Annotated in this window: 14 protein-coding genes; 6 read left to right on the top strand and 8 right to left on the bottom strand. The window is 62.6% G+C overall.

From position 1 onward, the window contains the following. Positions 1-173 precede the first annotated feature (173 nt). The 4 genes from QM996_RS28100 to QM996_RS28085 all read left to right on the top strand — a co-directional run bounded on the left by QM996_RS28100 (position 174) and on the right by QM996_RS28085 (position 5,484). Positions 174-680 (top strand): sigma-70 family RNA polymerase sigma factor, encoded by a 507-nt coding sequence (locus QM996_RS28100; protein ID WP_334197147.1) that lies wholly within the window; start codon positions 174-176, stop codon positions 678-680. Between the two features lie 99 nt (positions 681-779). After that, positions 780-1,730 carry a FecR family protein gene (locus QM996_RS28095; protein WP_334197146.1) on the top strand — a complete coding sequence of 317 codons (951 nt, stop codon included), beginning with the start codon at positions 780-782 and terminating at the stop codon, positions 1,728-1,730. A gap of 116 nt (positions 1,731-1,846) precedes the next feature. Continuing rightward, positions 1,847-4,243 carry a TonB-dependent siderophore receptor gene (locus QM996_RS28090; RefSeq protein ID WP_334197145.1) on the top strand — a complete coding sequence of 799 codons (2,397 nt, stop codon included), beginning with the start codon at positions 1,847-1,849 and terminating at the stop codon, positions 4,241-4,243. Continuing rightward, positions 4,243-5,484, top strand: a complete 1,242-nt coding sequence (locus tag QM996_RS28085; protein WP_334197144.1) for an MFS transporter — start codon at positions 4,243-4,245, stop codon at positions 5,482-5,484. Before QM996_RS28090 ends, QM996_RS28085 begins: the two co-directional genes overlap by 1 nt. Before the next feature lie 10 nt (positions 5,485-5,494). Here QM996_RS28085 and QM996_RS28080 read toward each other — a convergent pair whose 3' ends face one another. The 6 genes from QM996_RS28080 to QM996_RS28055 form a co-directional block, all read right to left on the bottom strand. Then, the gene (locus tag QM996_RS28080; protein ID WP_334198694.1) at positions 5,495-6,511 is read right to left on the bottom strand and encodes a LacI family DNA-binding transcriptional regulator; all 1,017 of its coding nucleotides are present in this window, start codon (positions 6,509-6,511) and stop codon (positions 5,495-5,497) included. Positions 6,512-6,635: 124 nt separating this feature from the next. After that, positions 6,636-7,913, bottom strand: coding sequence for a D-tagatose-bisphosphate aldolase, class II, non-catalytic subunit (locus tag QM996_RS28075; RefSeq protein WP_334197143.1), 1,278 nt, complete (start codon positions 7,911-7,913; stop codon positions 6,636-6,638). 5 nt (positions 7,914-7,918) lie between these two features. Next, positions 7,919-8,860 carry a tagatose kinase gene (locus QM996_RS28070; RefSeq protein ID WP_334197142.1) on the bottom strand — a complete coding sequence of 314 codons (942 nt, stop codon included), beginning with the start codon at positions 8,858-8,860 and terminating at the stop codon, positions 7,919-7,921. A 91-nt stretch (positions 8,861-8,951) separates the two neighbouring features. Further along, a complete protein-coding gene (locus QM996_RS28065) occupies positions 8,952-9,914 on the bottom strand; it encodes an ABC transporter permease (protein WP_334197141.1) in 963 nt (320 codons plus the stop codon). Then, on the bottom strand, positions 9,911-11,422 hold the full coding sequence (locus tag QM996_RS28060; protein ID WP_334197140.1) for a sugar ABC transporter ATP-binding protein: 1,512 nt from the start codon (positions 11,420-11,422) through the stop codon (positions 9,911-9,913). The genes QM996_RS28065 and QM996_RS28060 overlap by 4 nt, the downstream gene beginning before the upstream one ends. A 163-nt stretch (positions 11,423-11,585) precedes the next feature. Then, the gene (locus tag QM996_RS28055; protein ID WP_334197139.1) at positions 11,586-12,476 is read right to left on the bottom strand and encodes a substrate-binding domain-containing protein; all 891 of its coding nucleotides are present in this window, start codon (positions 12,474-12,476) and stop codon (positions 11,586-11,588) included. 295 nt (positions 12,477-12,771) lie between these two features. Between QM996_RS28055 and QM996_RS28050 the strand changes: the two genes are divergently transcribed. Next, positions 12,772-13,056: an acylphosphatase gene (locus tag QM996_RS28050; RefSeq protein ID WP_334197138.1), complete on the top strand. Its 285-nt coding sequence runs from the start codon at positions 12,772-12,774 to the stop codon at positions 13,054-13,056. 208 nt (positions 13,057-13,264) lie between these two features. Here QM996_RS28050 and QM996_RS28045 read toward each other — a convergent pair whose 3' ends face one another. After that, complete coding sequence (locus QM996_RS28045) at positions 13,265-13,960, bottom strand: TetR/AcrR family transcriptional regulator C-terminal domain-containing protein (RefSeq protein WP_500270412.1); 696 nt, start codon at positions 13,958-13,960, stop codon at positions 13,265-13,267. 207 nt (positions 13,961-14,167) lie between these two features. On the opposite strand from QM996_RS28045, the gene QM996_RS28040 reads away from it, so the two are divergent. Further along, positions 14,168-15,364 (top strand): multidrug effflux MFS transporter, encoded by a 1,197-nt coding sequence (locus QM996_RS28040; RefSeq protein ID WP_334197136.1) that lies wholly within the window; start codon positions 14,168-14,170, stop codon positions 15,362-15,364. A gap of 88 nt (positions 15,365-15,452) precedes the next feature. Here QM996_RS28040 and nrdF read toward each other — a convergent pair whose 3' ends face one another. Further along, positions 15,453-16,427: a class 1b ribonucleoside-diphosphate reductase subunit beta gene (nrdF, locus tag QM996_RS28035; RefSeq protein ID WP_334197135.1), complete on the bottom strand. Its 975-nt coding sequence runs from the start codon at positions 16,425-16,427 to the stop codon at positions 15,453-15,455. Positions 16,428-16,478 lie beyond the last annotated feature (51 nt).

Below are 16,478 nucleotides of genomic sequence, written 5' to 3'. Positions count from 1 at the left end.
AATATAGGGCTTCACCGGCCCCGTTGCGGTTTCGGTTCTTCGTGCCGCAGGTCCGCACATTGCAGCGCACCTCCGCTTCGCCTATGAAACATGAGTAGTGCATTCAAGATAAACGATGGCGCCGGGTCTTGCGCGCTTGTGGTGCCAACGCCGTGCGCTGGAGAGACAGATTGATGACCGATGCGATGGTGCAGGGGCTCCACGAGCGCGAAGAGAGCCGGATTCGTCGCTTCTTCAGCCGCCGCCTCAGGAATCGCGAAGACGCCGTCGATGCCACGCAGGAAACCTTCATGCGCATGCTGGAAGCGTCACGCTCCACCCTGATCGAGAATCCTCAAGCCTATCTGTTTCAGGTTGCCCGTTCTGTCGCGCGCGTGGCGTCCGAGCGAGCCGCGCGCGAACGAGCGATGTTCGTGGAAGACAGCGAAGGACTGGAACACGCCGAAGACCGGCCAATCCAGGACAGGATCGTCAATGCGCGCCAGTGCCTCCTGATCATGACCCGGACCATCGAGGGGCTTCCCAATCGCTGCCAGCAGGTCTTCATCCTCAGCCGCCTACACGGATTGAGCAACGGCGCGATCGCCAGCGAGCTTGGCATCTCCAGGAACATGGTGGAAAAACACATCATCCGCGCGCTTCTCGAATGCCGGAAAATGCGCGCCGAGATTATTTTCTGAGCGGACGTCAGGAAGAACCGCCCTTTCAACTCTAAGGTGATGGGAGCGATTCCAGGAGCGGATCGCCGAGCGGCATTTCAGTTCGACCGGAAGGCATGAATGAGCGGCAATCGCCAGACAATCGATGACGGCATCCTGGAAGCGGCAGCGATATGGGTCGCGAAGCTGCAGTCCGAGGATGCGACGGTTGCTGACCGCGAAGCCTTCGACCGCTGGGTAGCTGAGCATCCCGATCATCAGGCGGCCTACCACGAATTGCGTGCCTTGTGGCGCGACTTGGGCGATGTGCCTATTCCCGCAGGGAGGCTAGGCGAATTGCGCGCGCAGCGCCGGCGGCGGGTCGGCGGTTTCGTCGGGCTCTGTCTGGCGGCCGGCGTCGCGATCCTGTCGCTGACGACGCCCTACGGCGACCGTTGGCGCGCCGACTACTATACGGGTGTTGGCGAAGTCAGGCGTATTACACTGGAAGACGGGACCGAGGTCGATCTGAACACCGACACGGCCCTTGTGGTCCGGTACGAGCAGAACAGCAGAACGGTGCGGCTCCTTAGAGGCGAGGCCTTCTTCGCCGTCGCGAAGAATCCGTTCAGGCCGTTCGTGGTCGAAGACGGCTCCATCAGCGCGACGGCGCTCGGAACCCGCTATTCCGTCGGCACCGTGAGCGCCGATCGGGCGGCCGACGTGCAGGTAGAGGAAGGCCGCGTCGAGGTTGAGGCATCCGGCAACAAAGCGATTCTCGGCGCCGGCGAGACGGCAACGATCGACAGGCAGGGGCGGCTTTCCCTGGCGAAGGCGGACGTTGCTGTCGGAACCGCCTGGCGCGATGGCAAGCTTGTCTTCTCGCGCCGGCCGCTGCGTGACGTGCTGGCCACGCTCGAACGCTATCGTCGCGGCCGCATCCTGCTACTCGACGAGACGGCGGGCGCGTTGGAGGTTTCCGGCATCTTCGATTTGCATGACACCGATGACGCGCTGCGGGTGCTGGAGACGAGCCTGCCGCTGCGTGTGATGAGGTTGTCCGGGTTCATGGTCGTCGTGCAGTCGCGTTAGGCAGAAAATCTTCCAAACGACGTCAGGAGATCGAGCTCCCGACGCTCTTAGTCAACAGTGGCAGTGCCGCCCCAAAGGAACAGTCGGCGCTCCAGGAGTTGAGTAGGGGATTTCGGATGAGCTTTTTTGAGGGCCGTGGTTCACGGCGCCGTACTTTCGCACGCTTGGCACTTGCCGGCGTCTCTTTGATTGCTTGCACGGACGCAGTGCAGGCACAGGCGCCGGTGACGAAAACGGCCCAAAGAGCGTTCTCCGTCCCCGCCGGATCCCTCGAAGCGGGCATTCTGAAACTCGGCGAGCAAGCGGACCTGCGCCTGCTCTATCCGAGTACGCTCACCAACGGCAAGCAAACCAAGGGCGTCAGCGGCACGATCGCGACCGAAGCAGCGGTTGCATCGCTTCTGGATGGGACAGGGCTTCGCTATCGCATCGTCGGCGAGAAGACCGTTCAGATCTTCGATCCGTCGGACGCGACCATCACCACAGGTGCCGTCGTCAAGGACGGCACCACGCAGCTCGAAAAGATTACTGCCACCGGTGAGCGGACCGGTGCCGAGGGCATCGTCGAGACCGACGGCTATGTCGCGAAATCGGCGCGTATCGCCACAAAGACCGATACGCCGGTTATGCAGACGCCGCAGTCGATGTCGGTGATCAGCCAGAAGCAGTTGCAGGATCTCAAACCACAGAACCTGAAAGAGGCGCTGAACTATACGCCCGGCGCCCGCGTCGGCCAGTACGGCGCCGAACCGCGCTTCGACGCCTTCAAGGTGCGCGGCATCGACCTGACGCTCACCGGCATCTTCCGCGACGGCCTCAGGCAGATCGCCAGCCCCAACGGCCTCTTCCGGCTGGAGCCCTATGGCGTCGAGGCGATTGCCACATTGCGCGGTCCGGCGGCGTCGATCTATGGCGCGAGCAGCTCCGGCGGTATCGTCGATATCGTTTCCAAGCGCCCGACCAGCGACCCGTTGCGCGAGGTCGAGGTGCAGTACGGTTCCTATGGACGGGTTCAGGGTGCGTTCGACGTCTCCGGGCCGCTCGACGACGAAGGCACGATGCTCTACCGCATGACGGGACTTGCGCGCGACGGGCGCACCGATATCGAGGCGGTCAAGGACGATCGCCTGTTCATCGCGCCCGCCTTCACCTGGCAGCCGGACGAGGGCACCAAGTTCACCCTGCTCGGCGAATATATGGATTCGACGACCGGAGGCACCTGGGGCTACCTCAATCGCTACGGGCCGGACGGCAAGTCGATCGGCGCGATCCCGACCTATGGCGGCGACGCCCGTTTCAACGATTTCACCCAGAAGCAGGGGCGCATCGGCTACGAGCTGGAGCACGAACTCAGCGACGGCGTCACGCTTTATCACAAGCTGCGCTATTCCGACATTTCGACGCGGCAGGAATGGGTGTTCGCCAAGTATCCAGGCCTGACCGTCGAGGACAATACCGGCGTTGCCAGCGACACCTACCTGAAGTTCGACTTCGACACCGGTGCCGCCGCGCACCAGCTCATTGCCGGCATCGACTACAGCTACATGAAATATACGTCGAAGCAGGGCAGTGGGCCGGATCTCTTCACGGACGATTTCACCTATGTGCCGAAGCTGACCTCCACCCAGAAGCAGTCGCAGAGCGGCATCGGCATCTATCTCCAGGACCAGATCGAATATGACGCCTGGCGACTGACCGCAGGCCTGCGCCACGACTGGGTGGACAACAAATATTCGATCGACGGAAGCCGCTTCAACCGCGACGACAGCGAAACGACGGCGCGTGCGGCGCTTGGCTATGTCCTGCCGAATGGCATGATGCCCTATGTCAGCTACGGCACGGCTTTCGTTTCCAATCCGGGTGTGATCATCAATCTCGGCGGCACCGACACGGCGGCCATGCCGACGCTCGGCAAGCAGTGGGAGGCGGGCGTCAAGTACGAAATTCCTGGCCAGAACGCGACGATCACCGCCGCCGTCTTCAACATCGACCAGGAAAACGCCACCGTCTACGAGACCTCTTCCGGCCTGAATCTCCTGCGCCAGCTCGACCTCCGGTCGCGCGGCTTCGAGCTCGAAGCCACGGCGTCGCTCGACAATGGCTGGAACTTCATCGCCTCCTATTCCTACAACGATGTCGAGATCACCAAATTGACCGCCGAAACGCTCGGCAATCAGTTGAACTCCTCGCCATACCACATGTTCTCGCTCTGGGCCGACTACGAGGTGCTGTCAGGTCCCCTCGAAGGGCTCGGCATCGGCGCCGGTGTTCGTTATGTCGGATCGAGCTTCGGCGACAACGTGCACACGCCTGTCCTCAACAACGAGGCACGCACCTTCGTCGACGCGTCGGTGCGTTACGACCTCGGTGCCGCAAATCCGAACTTCGAGGGCGTGCGACTGCAGCTCAATGCGACCAATCTCTTCAACGAGGTCGAACAGCTTTGCACCACTGGCTTCTGCTACTTCGACGAGGGCCGCAAGGTCGTCGCCAGTGTGCGCTATCGCTTCTGATGGTGCTTGAAGCCAAGCCGTCAACAAGGCCGTCGCCGGCTGCGATCTTCTTCGCGGTCGGCGGGCTCTATGTGGCGCAGAGCGTGATCGGCGGGCTGACGATGCTCGGCCTGCCAGCGGTCTTGAGGACGCAAGGTGTATCGCTCGGCGAGATCGGCCTCGTCTATCTGACAGTGCTGCCCTGGGCGTTGAAGTTTCTGTGGTCGCCGCTGGTGGAGCGTTTTCGCCTGCCGGCGGCCGGCCGCAACCGCTCGGCCGTCATCGTCGTCACCGGCGGCGGGCTCTGCGCTGTCATGCTGGCGCTCGTCGGCCTGCTGGATCCGGAGCGCCTCGGTCCGGTGCTCGTCTGTCTGGTGTTCATTGCGCTTTTCACCTCCACGGTTGACATCGCCTGCGATGGTTATGCGGTCGAGACGCTCGCGGAAGAACATCACGGCTGGGGCAATGCCGCCCAGGTCGGCGGGTCCTATGTCGGCTCGGCGATCGGCGCGGGATTGTTTCTCGTCCTCGTCGACCGGCTCGGCTGGGCGCCCGCTGTCTGGGCGATGGCGACCGTCGTGCTGATGCTCGGCCTTCCGTTCCTGCTCGGTCCGGGCTCACGGCTGACGTTCGCAACGCGCAGCCATGTGCCGTCGCTGAAAGCGGCGCTGCGTCGGCCAGAGGTGCGCAGGGGTCTGCTGCTTGCGGCGACTTATGTCTCCGCGCAGAAATGGGGGCTCGCCATGCTCGGCCCCTTCCTCATCGACTACGGCTTCGACCTGGCCTCCGTCGGCATGCTCAATGGCGTCGGCAGCATGCTCGTCGGCTTCGGCGGAGCGCTCTTCGGCGGTCTGCTCGTCCGGCTCCGAGGTGCGGGCGCAGTGCTTGTCGGTGCGCTGCTCATGCAGGTGGCGATGCTCATCGCCCTTGCCTATGTCGGCGTGTCCGGCGACCTCTCGCGGTCGCTCGTGATGACGCTTGCCGTCGCCAGTTCCTCCGGCGTGATGGCGATTGGCTTCGTAGCGCTCTATGCGCAGTTCATGGGCTGGGCCGACCCGCGTCAGGCGGGCGTCGATTTCACGCTTTTTCAGTGCATGGACAGCCTGATCAGCATGGCCGGCGGCCTTGGTGCGGGCTGGATCGCCGAGCGTTTCGGCTACTCGGCGTTCTTCCTCTGCGCGGCCGGGGTTTCCATCGTCGCCGTGCCGCTGCTTGTCATCCTCGTGCGGCGGCAATCGATATCGTGCGAAGCCACTGCCTGACGTGATATCGTCACGCCGAACCGCGCAGCATGATCTCGGCGCTCAAGAGAATGCGCTCGTCCTCGGGGAAGGCACCGCCGTCGTCGGAGGTTTCCCCGAGCTTGAACAGAAGCAGTTCGATGGCCAGCCGGCCGATCTCGTTGTAGTTCTGGGCGACCGTCGTCAGCGGCGGACAGGTGTAGCGCGACAGCGGATGGTCGTCGTGGCCGGCGACGCGCAGGTCGGAACCTGCATCGCGTCCGACCTTGAGGCCCGACTGGAAGGCGGCGGCGATGACGCCGAAGGCGACGCGGTCATTGGCACAAAGCACCGTCTGCGTCGGAAAACCACCGGCACCGAGGATGCGCAGCGTCTCGTCGAAGCCGAATTTCTCGAAGTCCCAGGAGGCGTTCGGCGTGGTCTCGACCAGCGCCGGCTCCATCTTCAACTGCTGCATCGCCTCGAGATAGGCGTCGCGCCGGGCGATCGCATTGTTGTTGACCGGCGGCATGCCGAGGTAGCAGGGCGGGCTTCCGGAGCGGCAGAGATAATCGACCATCAGCCGGAAGCTCTGGCGGTTGTCGGTACCGACGAAGGAGGAACTGTCGTCGAGGGGCGAGTCCACGTAGATCAGTGGAATGCTCTCGCCGAGCGCCGTCAGCGTCTTATGATGCGATTGCACGCCGAGCGGCGCAATGATGGCCCCGGCGACGTTCATCGACTTGAAGGTCTCGATCGCCCGCTCTTCCATCTCCGGTCGGCCGTCGGAGGATAGCACGAAGGCAAGGAAACCCGCCTGGTTGGCGATGTGCTCGATCCGGCGCGTCAGGGCCATGTAGAACGGGTCGGTCGAGTTCGGAACGATGACGCCGAGGATATTGGTGCGGCGGCGGTTGAGATTGACTGCGAAGATGTTGGGGCGAAAGCCCGACTGCTTGATCGCCGCCTCGATAGCATCGCGGGTCTTCTTCCGAACAGAGCCCGGATCATTGAAGTATTTGGAGACCGTGGGGCGCGACAAGCCGACGAACTCCGAAAAATCCTCCATCGTCTTGATCTGTCTGTCCACGGCCGCAATACCCCATATTGTTTTGATTTCATCTATAGGTTCATTTCGAGGGGATAGGCAGTACCGGCTCAGAAATATTCACCGAACGTACGGCCTGGCGCTATTAGCGACAGGCCGTGAAGTAATCCTCGAGAACCCTGTCGACGGCAGCAATCGCCAGCGGCTTTGCTCTGGCGGCGACTTTGCCATCGCGCACGCGTTCGTAGCTGCCCGGGAGATACTGGCTGATCAGCGTCTCGGGGATGCTTACGCCTTCGAGGAGCGAGAGCAGTTCTTCAACGGCCGCGGCCACCTTCGGGTGTGGCCAGTAATAACGGATGCGGTCACTATAGGAGAAATGCCGTTGCAGCCGCTGGGCTTCGGGCGAGCCGTGGTAATACTTGCCCCAGTTCGCCGGCTCTTCGCGCATCACCGTTTCAGTTACCACCGCCAGCGTCTGCTTGCGCGCTTGTGGGAAGAGGAAGGCGGCGATCTGGTCGAGGCCGTAGAGCGCTTCGCGCAGGGCAAAGGTGAGGCCGGGGCCGACCTTGAGAATGGCAAAGCCATCGGAGACCAGGTCTCTCAGTGCTTCCGGCGTCTGGTAGTCGGTCGAATGGGCCTCGAAGACGATACCGTCGAGCTGTCTTAGGCTGGCGCTGAGCTTTGCCGCCTTCTGCCTGTCATAGGCGATGACGTTCTCGTTGCCGAACTCGACGCCCGGCTGCACCACTGCGCCGACGACACGCCTGAAGGCGTCGGCAGCACCGGCCTGTTCGAAGGCGTCGCGATGAACGGCTACGGTCTCGATCGCCGCTTCCGGTGCGGTGACTTCCAGCGTGTCGAGCTCCTCCAGCGCGCCGCCCGGAACCGGCACTTCCGTGCCGATAATGTAGACAGGGGCAATGCCGTCTTCGCCGCGGATGGCGGCTTCGGCCGCCGCCGCCAGCCGCGCGGCGCGCTCCGCCGTGAGGGCATCGGGTAGAGCCACGGGCTCGCCGGCGCAGCCCATGCTGGTGTCGAGATGCAGCTTGGTGAAGCCGGCCTTCGCGTAAGCCTCGATCATCGTCTCTGCCTTGGCCATCGCCTCGTCCGCCGGCAGATGTTTCCACGGGTTCGGGCCGAGATGGTCGCCGCCGAGAATAATCTTGTCCTTCGGAAAGGAGACGCGATCGGCGATGCCGGCGACGAAACGGGTGAAATCGGCGGGCGTCATGCCGGTATAGCCGCCATCCTGGTTGACCTGGTTGCAGGTCGCCTCGATCAGCAGGGCCGCATCTTGCTTGAGCGCGCGAAGCATGGCGGCTTCGATCACCAGCGGGTGGGCGGAGCATACCGAGGGAATGCCGCGCGGGCCGGGACGTTCGGACCAGCGGGCAATGTCGATCAGAAGGTTCTGCTGCATGGCGGTCAGCCCTTTCGTGTACTGATGAAGGTATCGAGATTGGCTCGCGTCGAGGCGCCTTCCATCGGGCCAGAAATCATGACGGCACGGGCGCCCGAGGCATTGGCGAACTCCAGCGCCTCGCGGGGTTTCGCGCCGTTCAGCCAGAAGGTGACGAAGGTCGCGCCGAAGCAGTCGCCCGCACCCGTGGGGTCGATTTCGTCGACCGCAAAGCCCGGATGCGACAGCGTCGTGTCACGGTCGAAGTAGGTGGCACCTTCGGCGCCACGCTTGACGACGATGACCTTGATGCCGGTGGCGAGCAGTTCGGCAACGGCCTCGGCTTCTGTCTTTGCCTGTGTGAACAGGAACAGCTCTTGCCCACTCGGCAGGAAGACGTCGGTTTTCGCGAGCACCGTCTGCAGCGCCTCGCGCATGCCGGGGCTGTCGAGGATTTCCGCCCGCAGGTTTGGATCGAAGGAGACCGTGCCTCCGGCGGACTTGATGATCTCGATCGCCGCGATAATGCTTTCCACCACGCTCGGGGCATAGAGCGACGAACCCATCACGTGCAGGTGGCTGCAACTCCGCACCAGCGCCCGAGTCTCGTCATCGAGCGGGATCGTGCCGCAGGCGCTGTGGCGGATATTGAAGACGAAGGCACGGTTACCGTCGGCGCGATAGCGCACGAAGGCGCTGCCGGTCGTGCCGAGCGGATCGACGGATATCCCGGAGATGTCGACGCCGTCGGCTTTGAGGCGGTCGAGATTGACGTGGCCGAAATCGTCGTCGCCGACGCGCGAGATGATTGCGGCGGCCTGCCCGAGTTTGCCAACCTGATCGATAAAGATTGCCGGTGCGCCGGAGGGGTAGGGACCGATCAGAGGGGTAGCCTGACGGAAGCCGTCACCCTTCTCGGTGGCGATGATCTCCACGAGAATTTCGCCGATCGTCAGTATCTTATGCATGGGTGTGTCACTCGTTAGATCACGAAGATTAGGTCGGAGCGGGGTGCGGGCGGAAAACCGCACACACTTTCCTCATCCCGCTCTCAGCGGATCAGCGTTTTGCCTGCTTGGCGCGCACGTCGAGCCAAACAGCGATCAGGATCACCAGGCCCTTGACGATGAGCTGGTAGAAGTACGGAACCGACAGCATGTTCATGCCATTGTTCATGACGCCGATGATGAGCGCGCCGATCAGCGTACCGACCATGGTGCCGACGCCTCCGGCGAGCGAGGTGCCGCCGAGCACGGCGGCCGCGATCGCGTCAAGTTCGTAGCTCATGCCGGCATTGGTCTGGGCCGAGAACAGGCGCGAGGACAAGAGCACGCCGCTGATCGCCGCCATCACGCCGGAGATCATGAAGATGGTGATCTTCAGCCTATCGACCTTGATGCCGGAATAGACGGCCGCTTCGCGGTTGCCGCCGGTTAGATAGGCGCGACGGCCGAAGCTCGTCTTGCTCAAGAGGATGTGGTTGACGAGGAAGAGGACGGCGACGACCCAGATGATGATGGGCAGGCCCAAGAAGCTCTCCGTGCCGATCGCCGTCCAGGTCGGATTTTCGATCATCGCCGGGGCGCCGTTGGTCGGCAGGCTGACCATGCCACGGTAGATGCCCATGGTCGCGACGGTGACGATGAAGGAAGGGAGCAAGAGCTTCGCCGTCAGCACGCCGTTCAGCATGCCCATCAGCGCGCCGGCGAGAAGCGTGAGCACGATCGCCGGCGCGAAGCCGAGGCCGAAGGCAAAGCATTGCGCGCCGACCATGCCGGCAACCGCGATGATCGAGCCAACCGAAAGGTCGATTTCGCCAAGCAGGATCACCCAGGTCATGCCGAAGGCAGCGATCGCCACCACGGCCACCTGCTGCAGGATGTTCATGAAGTTGACGACCGACATGAAGCGCGGGTTGAGGAAGGAGAAGACGACGCAGAGCATCACCAGCGAGAGCAGAATGCCGCCATATTGTTTCAACGCCCGCAGGAGAGCGGCCTTGGCTTCGGATTGCTGAGTCATGATTGGAATCCTGTTGCGTGCGCCATGATCGTTTCGGGCGTGAGCTCGGTGCCGGATAGGGTTGCGCCAATGACGCCCTCGTGCATGACGACGACGCGATCGCTCATTCCCAGAACTTCCGGCAGCTCGGAGGAGATCAGCAAGATCGCCGTTCCCTCGGCCGCCAGCTGGCGGATGATCTTGTAGATTTCGAACTTGGCGCCGACGTCGACGCCGCGGGTGGGCTCGTCGAGGATCAGCACCTTGGGCCGGGTGAGCAGCCACTTGGCGAGCACGATCTTCTGCTGATTGCCGCCGCTGAGTGACCCCGACGGCGTGTCGAGCGAATGGGCCTTGATCGCGAGCCTTGCGACTTCCTGGACGGCTGCCGCGCGTTCGGCGCGGTTGCGGGTGAAGCCGAGCGGCCCGGTGAAGTCGCCGAGCGCCGCCATCGAGATGTTCCAGCCGACACTGTGGCCAAGAACGAGGCCTTCTTCCTTGCGGTTCTCGGTGACGAAGCCGATGCCGCGGGCGATCGCCTCGGCCGGCGAGCGAAAGCGAACCGTCTCGCCATCGAAGCGGACGGTGCCGCTGGCGGTCTTCATGCCGAAGAGCGCGTTCATCACCTCCGAGCGGCCGGAGCCGACCAGCCCGAAGAAGCCGAGGATCTCGCCAGGACGGACGTTGAAGGAGATGTTCTCGAAATCGCCGTCGCGGGTAAGATCTTCGACCGAGAGAACCGCAGCCGCGTCCGCCTTGCGTTCGTGTGCCGCTGGCGGATAGATTTCCTCCATGCGGCGGCCGACCATCAGCGCGATCAACGCCTCGATGGTGACGCTGTCACGGTCGTGGGTGGAGACATACTCGCCGTCGCGGATGACGGTAATGTCGTCGCTGAGCCGCATGATCTCTTCCATACGGTGCGAGATGTAGATGACGGCGACGCCACGCTGCTTCAGCCGGGCGATGATGTCGAACAGGATTTCGGCTTCGCTGTCGCTGAGCGACGAGGTCGGTTCGTCGAGGATGACGACCTTGGCGTCGTGGCTCAGGCCCTTGGCGATTTCGACGAGCTGGCGCTGGGCGATCGAGAGATTGCCGACCTTCTCGCTGACATCGATCGGCAGGCCGAGATCGGCGACGATCGCGCGGGCCCTGGCGACCAGTGCCTTGTCGTTGATGAAGCCGAAGCGGCGCGGTTCGCGGGTGGCGAGAATGTTCTCGGCCACCGTCAGGTTGCTGCAGAGGCTCAACTCCTGGAAGACGATGGCAAGGCCGAGGGCGGCGGCATCCTGCGGATTGCGCGGCCGGTAGGGGCGGCCGTCGAGAGCGATCTTTCCCGAGGTCGCCTCATGCACCCCGGCAAGGATTTTCATCAACGTCGATTTGCCGGCACCGTTTTCGCCAAGCAGCGTGTGCACCCGACCGCGCCGGACGCGAAGGCGCATGCCCTTCAGAGCCGCGACCTGGCCGAAGGATTTCGTGATGTTGTCGATTTCGAGAATGGTATCCGTGGTCGAACCATGCATGGCGGCCTCCTTCGGGTCAGCCGAGGGGGAGCGCCTTCGGCCATAGGCCGGAAGCGTGCACCCCAATGGGGTGCCGCCGACTTCAGATCAGAGCAGGATGCGGGCGGAAAACCGCACACATTTTTCCTCATCCGCTCGAAGGCGGCGGCGGTCCTGGGAGGACTTACTTGGCGGTGTAGACGCCGGGCACGATCGGCTGTTCGGCCGGAACCGTCTCGCCGGCCGCAACCTTGACGGCGGTGTCGACCGCCTGCTTGCCCATTTGGTCCGGGAACTGCTGGATGACGCCGACCATGACCGGGTTGGTGTCGACGGCGTCACGGGCTTCCTTCATGCCGTCGAAGCCGATGACCTTGACCTGGGATTCGAGACCCGCGGCCTTGACGGCAACGGCGGCGGCAAGTGCCGCATCGTCGCCAAAGCCGAAGATGCCGGTGATATCCGGATTGGCCTGCAGCATGTTCTGGGCGGCTGCCAGCGCTTCGGCGCGAGTAATGCCGGTCTGGATCGCGACGATCTCCATATCGGGATGCTTGGCGATCGCTTCCTTGAAGCCATTGACGCGGTTCACGACCGACTGGACCGTCGGGTAGTCGATCACCGCGATCTTGCCCTTGTTGTCGAGGACCTTCGCCATGAGTTCGCCGGCCTTGACGCCGCCGGTAAAGTTGTCGGTGCCGATATGCGAGGTGACGGTCGTGCCGTTGGCCGGAACGTCGACGGTGATCACCTTGATGCCGGCCTTTTCAGCCTTTTCGATCGCGGCGCGCACGCCCTGGCTATCGACCGGCGAGATGACGATGACGTCGACGCCCTTGACGATGAAATCCTCGACGTCGGCGAGCTGCTTGTTGAGGTCCTGGTTGGCGATCGAGACTTCGAGCGCAACGTTCTTGGCCTTGGCTTCGGCTTTCATCGCGTCGGCGAGCTCGATGTAGAACGGATGCTGCTGGGTCAACAGCGAAGCGCCGATGCCATCGGCGAAGGCCGCGGAGGCGAAGAGAGACAGCGCCGTGCCGGCGACGAGCGATTTCAGAGTGCGGGACATGTTCATGGTTTCCTCCCTGGAAACGGCGCGGGCCTTCGGTGTCTCGATCCAAGCTGGCGAGGCCCTCCCACCGCCGTCTTGGTAGCAGCGTAAAAGCCACAAAACTTTCCGCGCGTCAACTTTTAAAAATACGCGAACAAAAAATAAAAGACATAACGAGGAAATTAAGTGCGCTTTTCTGCGATTCATCGTCAGCTTGCCGGGTCGTCGGAAGAGTCCCCTCCAGGTTCATTGCGCGGATGACTTGCCTTTGCCCCACCTCGCGCCAGATAGCGTGGGAGACGATGACGGAGACGCGATCATGAATGAGACCAACAAGACGGCGTTGGTCCGAATCCTTGGGCGGGTGCAAGGCGTTAGCTTTAGGGTTTGGGCGCGCGACGAGGCGCAGAAGCTCGGTCTCGTCGGGTGGGTCCGTAACGAAGCCGATGGCTCGGTCGCCGCCTTGATAAGCGGCTCGGAGGAGGCGGTTACCCGCATGCTCGAGCGTCTGCATGAAGGACCGCCGGCAGCATGGGTTTCTAGGGTCGTTACCGAATTCGTCGAGACGCCGGAGGGCGTCAGCGGTTTTCGCATCACCAGATAGGATCAGCGTCCGCGCAACCGTCGGTCCTTATGTGCCGGACTGAGTCAAGGATGTGCTCGGAATCGGACCGCCAGTCAGCAAGATCGATCAGATCAGAGACGAGCTTGTTGTCGAGCGGGTGCTGGAGCAGTCGGCGCAGCGGGAGCAGACCGTCGGCGCCATCCATGAGCTGACGACTGCCGAAGAACGCGGCCTGGTCCGGCGGCGATCACCGCTCGGAAATCAATGTTTGAGCTTCGAGACTGCCCGTTTTCTGCTCGCGGCCATAGGCGCGCAGGAAGGTTCGCACCGCCTTGCGGGCGCTATCTTCAAGTTCCGCGTCGCTTGGGGCCTCGCCGAAAAGCCCGCCCATCTGCAGGTCTGCCTTTATCAACGCGATGAATTGCCGCGCCGCGAGGTCGAAGTCATCGATTTCGAGCGGCGCCAGGTGGGCGAGCCGCGCAAAGAGTGCCGCAAGCGCCCGATCCGTCTTGCCCGGGCCCTGTTCCCGCCAGACCTGGAAGAGATGCGGATAGCGGTTGCCTTCCGTTGCGATCAGCTTCTGGATGAACTTGGCGTCCTGGTTGCAGATGCAGTTCTTGTTGAGACGCACCGCGAAAGCGGCAAGGTCTTCTTCGAGATTGTCGGCCCGTTCCGGAAAGGTCGCCAGGATGGAAAAGAGGACGCCATTGGTACGATCCATGATGTCCTGGATCACTGCCATGAACAGCGTCTCTTTTTCGCGATAGTGGTTGTAGACCGTCTGGCGCGACACGCCGGCTTCGGCGGCGATCTCGTCGATGCTGGCACCGGAAAAGCCCTCGCGGCAGAATACGTCCGCAGCCGCCCCCAGGATCGAGACGCGTTTCGCGAGCTGTCCTTTTTGCACGTGGGCGTCCGTCGAGGCGAGGTCATGTTTTTTCATCGACTGAAGATAGAGCCCATTGACGATTTAGACAACGGTGTCTAATTGTACACATCTGTCCAAATTATTGGACTAAGTAGTCAGCGCAGGATGCGTCTTCCAGACGTGCGATCCTGGCACGACCGTCATCTTTCGAGTTTTAATCCCGGCGGCAGCGATGCCGGCCTCGCGCCGGAGCGTTGTCACGATTTCTGAAAGATCATTGCCATGACAGCGTCCTTCCTTCGCACGGCCATCGTTCTCGGTTTGATTTCGGCGATCGGTCCCTTCGCAATCGACATGTATCTGCCTGCCTTGCCGTCGATCGGCAAAGACCTGGCTGCAGAGAACGGCGTCGTGCAGCTCAGCCTGCTCTCGTTCTTCATTTCCTTTGCCATCGCGCAGCTCATCTATGGGCCTCTTTCCGATATCTGGGGCCGCAAGGCGCCGCTCTATCTCGGCATTGGCCTCTTCACCGTCGCCAGCATCGGCTGCGCCCTTGCAAGCGATATCCAAACGCTGATCGCCTTCCGCTTCCTGCAAGGGATCGGCGGCGCCGCCGGCATGGTCATTCCGCGTGCGGTCGTCCGTGACATGCACACCGGCGTGCAAGCCGCGCGGCTGATGTCGCTGCTGATGCTGGTCTTCAGCATTTCGCCGATCCTGGCGCCGCTCGCCGGCAGCGCCGTGATCCAGTTTTACGGCTGGCGTGGCGTCTTCTATGCCGTGATGATCGCCGCCTTCATCGGCCTGATCCTCCTGTCGACGCAATTGCAGGAGACTCGCCCGAAAAAGGACCGAGCCGACAGCAGCGTGGCAAGTGCGCTTGCCGCCTACCGCCTGCTGCTTTCCGACCGCAACTTCCTGACGCTCACCTTTATCGGCGGCCTCGGTATTTCCGGGTTTCTGGTCTATCTCGCCAACTCGCCCTTCGTGCTAATCGACCATTACGGGTTGACGCCAACGCAATACAGCATCGCCTTCTCGATGAACGCCGTGTCGTTCTTCGCGGTGTCGCAGGCGACCGGTTGGCTCGGCGAGCGCTTCGGCCTGGTCCGGGTGATGCACCTCGCCGTCGGCGCCTTTGCGCTCACCATGGTTACCATGTTCGCCGTCGTGAGCCTCGGCTTCAACCAACTGCCTGTGATGGCCGCCTTCCTGTTCGTCGGCTATGGCGTGCTCGGCCTGGTGATCCCGACCTCGGCGGTGCTGGCGCTCGAAGACCATGGCGAGATCGCCGGTACAGCGTCGGCGCTGATGGGAACGTTGCACTTCGTCACCGCCGCCCTGGCGATGGTCATCGCCAGCCTCTTCTTCGATGGAACCGCCCTGCCGATGGCCGGCGCCATCGCCGCCTGCGCGCTCGCCGCCTTCCTGCTGACCCGGGCCACCATCGGCCGCAGCCGGGTGGTCGCGGCAGAATAACCGCACTTCGTTGATATGCAGAGCCACCCGAAGACAGCATGTCCCCGGGTGGCTCTTCGTGTGTCAGCCGGTGCCCCGGGATGCGCGCTCAGAAATCCCAGTCCTCGTCTTCGGTCGCCACCGCCTTGCCGATGACGTAAGAGGAGCCGGAGCCGGAAAAGAAGTCGTGGTTCTCGTCGGCATTCGGCGACAGCGCCGAGAGAATGGCGGGGTTCACCTTGCAGGCCTCGGCCGGAAACAGTGCCTCGTAGCCGAGGTTCATCAGCGCCTTGTTGGCGTTGTAGTGCAGGAACTTCTTCACATCCTCGGTAAGGCCGACGCCGTCATAAAGCGCTTCGGTGTACTTCGCCTCGTTGTCGTAGAGTTCGAGAAGCAGGTCGAAGGCGAAGTCCTTGATCTCCTGCCGGCGTTCGTCGCTCAGCCGCTCCAGACCGCGCTGGAACTTGTAGCCGATGTAATAGCCGTGCACGGCTTCGTCGCGGATGATCAGCCGGATCATGTCGGCGGTATTGGTAAGCTTGGCCCGGCTCGACCAGTACATCGGCAGATAGAAGCCGGAATAGAACAGGAAGCTTTCGAGGAAGACGCTCGCGACCTTCTTCTTCAGGGGATCGCCGGAGGCGTACTCTCCCATGATCAGCGCCGATTTCTTCTGCAGGAACTCGTTTTCCTCCGACCAGCGATAGGCATCGTCGACATCGGGGGTCAGGCAGAGCGTGGAAAAGATCGAGGAGTAGGAGCGGGCGTGCACCGCCTCCATGAAGGAGATGTTGGAAAGCACTGCTTCTTCGTGTGGGGTGACGGCATCCTCCATCAACCGGACTGCGCCAACGCCGTTTTGGATCGTATCGAGCAGCGTGAGGCCGGTGAAGACGCGGATGGTGAGCTTCTGCTCCTCCGGCTTCAGCGTCGCCCAGGAGGGGATGTCATTGGAGAGCGGCACCTTCTCCGGCAGCCAGAAATTGCCGGTGAGACGGGTCCAGACTTCCAGGTCCTTGTCGTCCTCGATGCGATTCCAGTTGATCGCGCGGATGCGGCTTGCGGGTTGGATGTGCATGGTCATGTCGTTATCCTCTGGGGCGTAGTTGCCCCTCATCCGCGCGGTGAGGGGCAT

This window comes from Sinorhizobium chiapasense, from assembly GCF_045277575.1.
GTDB lineage: Bacteria > Pseudomonadota > Alphaproteobacteria > Rhizobiales > Rhizobiaceae > Ensifer > Ensifer chiapasense_A.
The sequence above is the reverse complement of the archived record's forward strand: the minus strand, read 5'-3'. Positions and strand labels throughout refer to the sequence as shown.

Coding starts and splice junctions, on each gene's coding strand:
- QM996_RS28040 (WP_334197136.1), top strand. CDS start 14,168: ATGACAGCGTCCTTCCTTCGCACGGCCATCGTTCTCGGTTTGATTTCG.
- QM996_RS28045 (WP_500270412.1), bottom strand. CDS start 13,960: ATGAAAAAACATGACCTCGCCTCGACGGACGCCCACGTGCAAAAAGGA.
- QM996_RS28070 (WP_334197142.1), bottom strand. CDS start 8,860: ATGCATAAGATACTGACGATCGGCGAAATTCTCGTGGAGATCATCGCC.
- QM996_RS28075 (WP_334197143.1), bottom strand. CDS start 7,913: ATGCAGCAGAACCTTCTGATCGACATTGCCCGCTGGTCCGAACGTCCC.
- QM996_RS28080 (WP_334198694.1), bottom strand. CDS start 6,511: ATGGAGGATTTTTCGGAGTTCGTCGGCTTGTCGCGCCCCACGGTCTCC.
- QM996_RS28095 (WP_334197146.1), top strand. CDS start 780: ATGAGCGGCAATCGCCAGACAATCGATGACGGCATCCTGGAAGCGGCA.
- QM996_RS28060 (WP_334197140.1), bottom strand. CDS start 11,422: ATGCATGGTTCGACCACGGATACCATTCTCGAAATCGACAACATCACG.
- QM996_RS28065 (WP_334197141.1), bottom strand. CDS start 9,914: ATGACTCAGCAATCCGAAGCCAAGGCCGCTCTCCTGCGGGCGTTGAAA.
- QM996_RS28090 (WP_334197145.1), top strand. CDS start 1,847: ATGAGCTTTTTTGAGGGCCGTGGTTCACGGCGCCGTACTTTCGCACGC.
- QM996_RS28085 (WP_334197144.1), top strand. CDS start 4,243: ATGGTGCTTGAAGCCAAGCCGTCAACAAGGCCGTCGCCGGCTGCGATC.
- nrdF (WP_334197135.1), bottom strand. CDS start 16,427: ATGACCATGCACATCCAACCCGCAAGCCGCATCCGCGCGATCAACTGG.
- QM996_RS28100 (WP_334197147.1), top strand. CDS start 174: ATGACCGATGCGATGGTGCAGGGGCTCCACGAGCGCGAAGAGAGCCGG.
- QM996_RS28055 (WP_334197139.1), bottom strand. CDS start 12,476: ATGAACATGTCCCGCACTCTGAAATCGCTCGTCGCCGGCACGGCGCTG.
- QM996_RS28050 (WP_334197138.1), top strand. CDS start 12,772: ATGAATGAGACCAACAAGACGGCGTTGGTCCGAATCCTTGGGCGGGTG.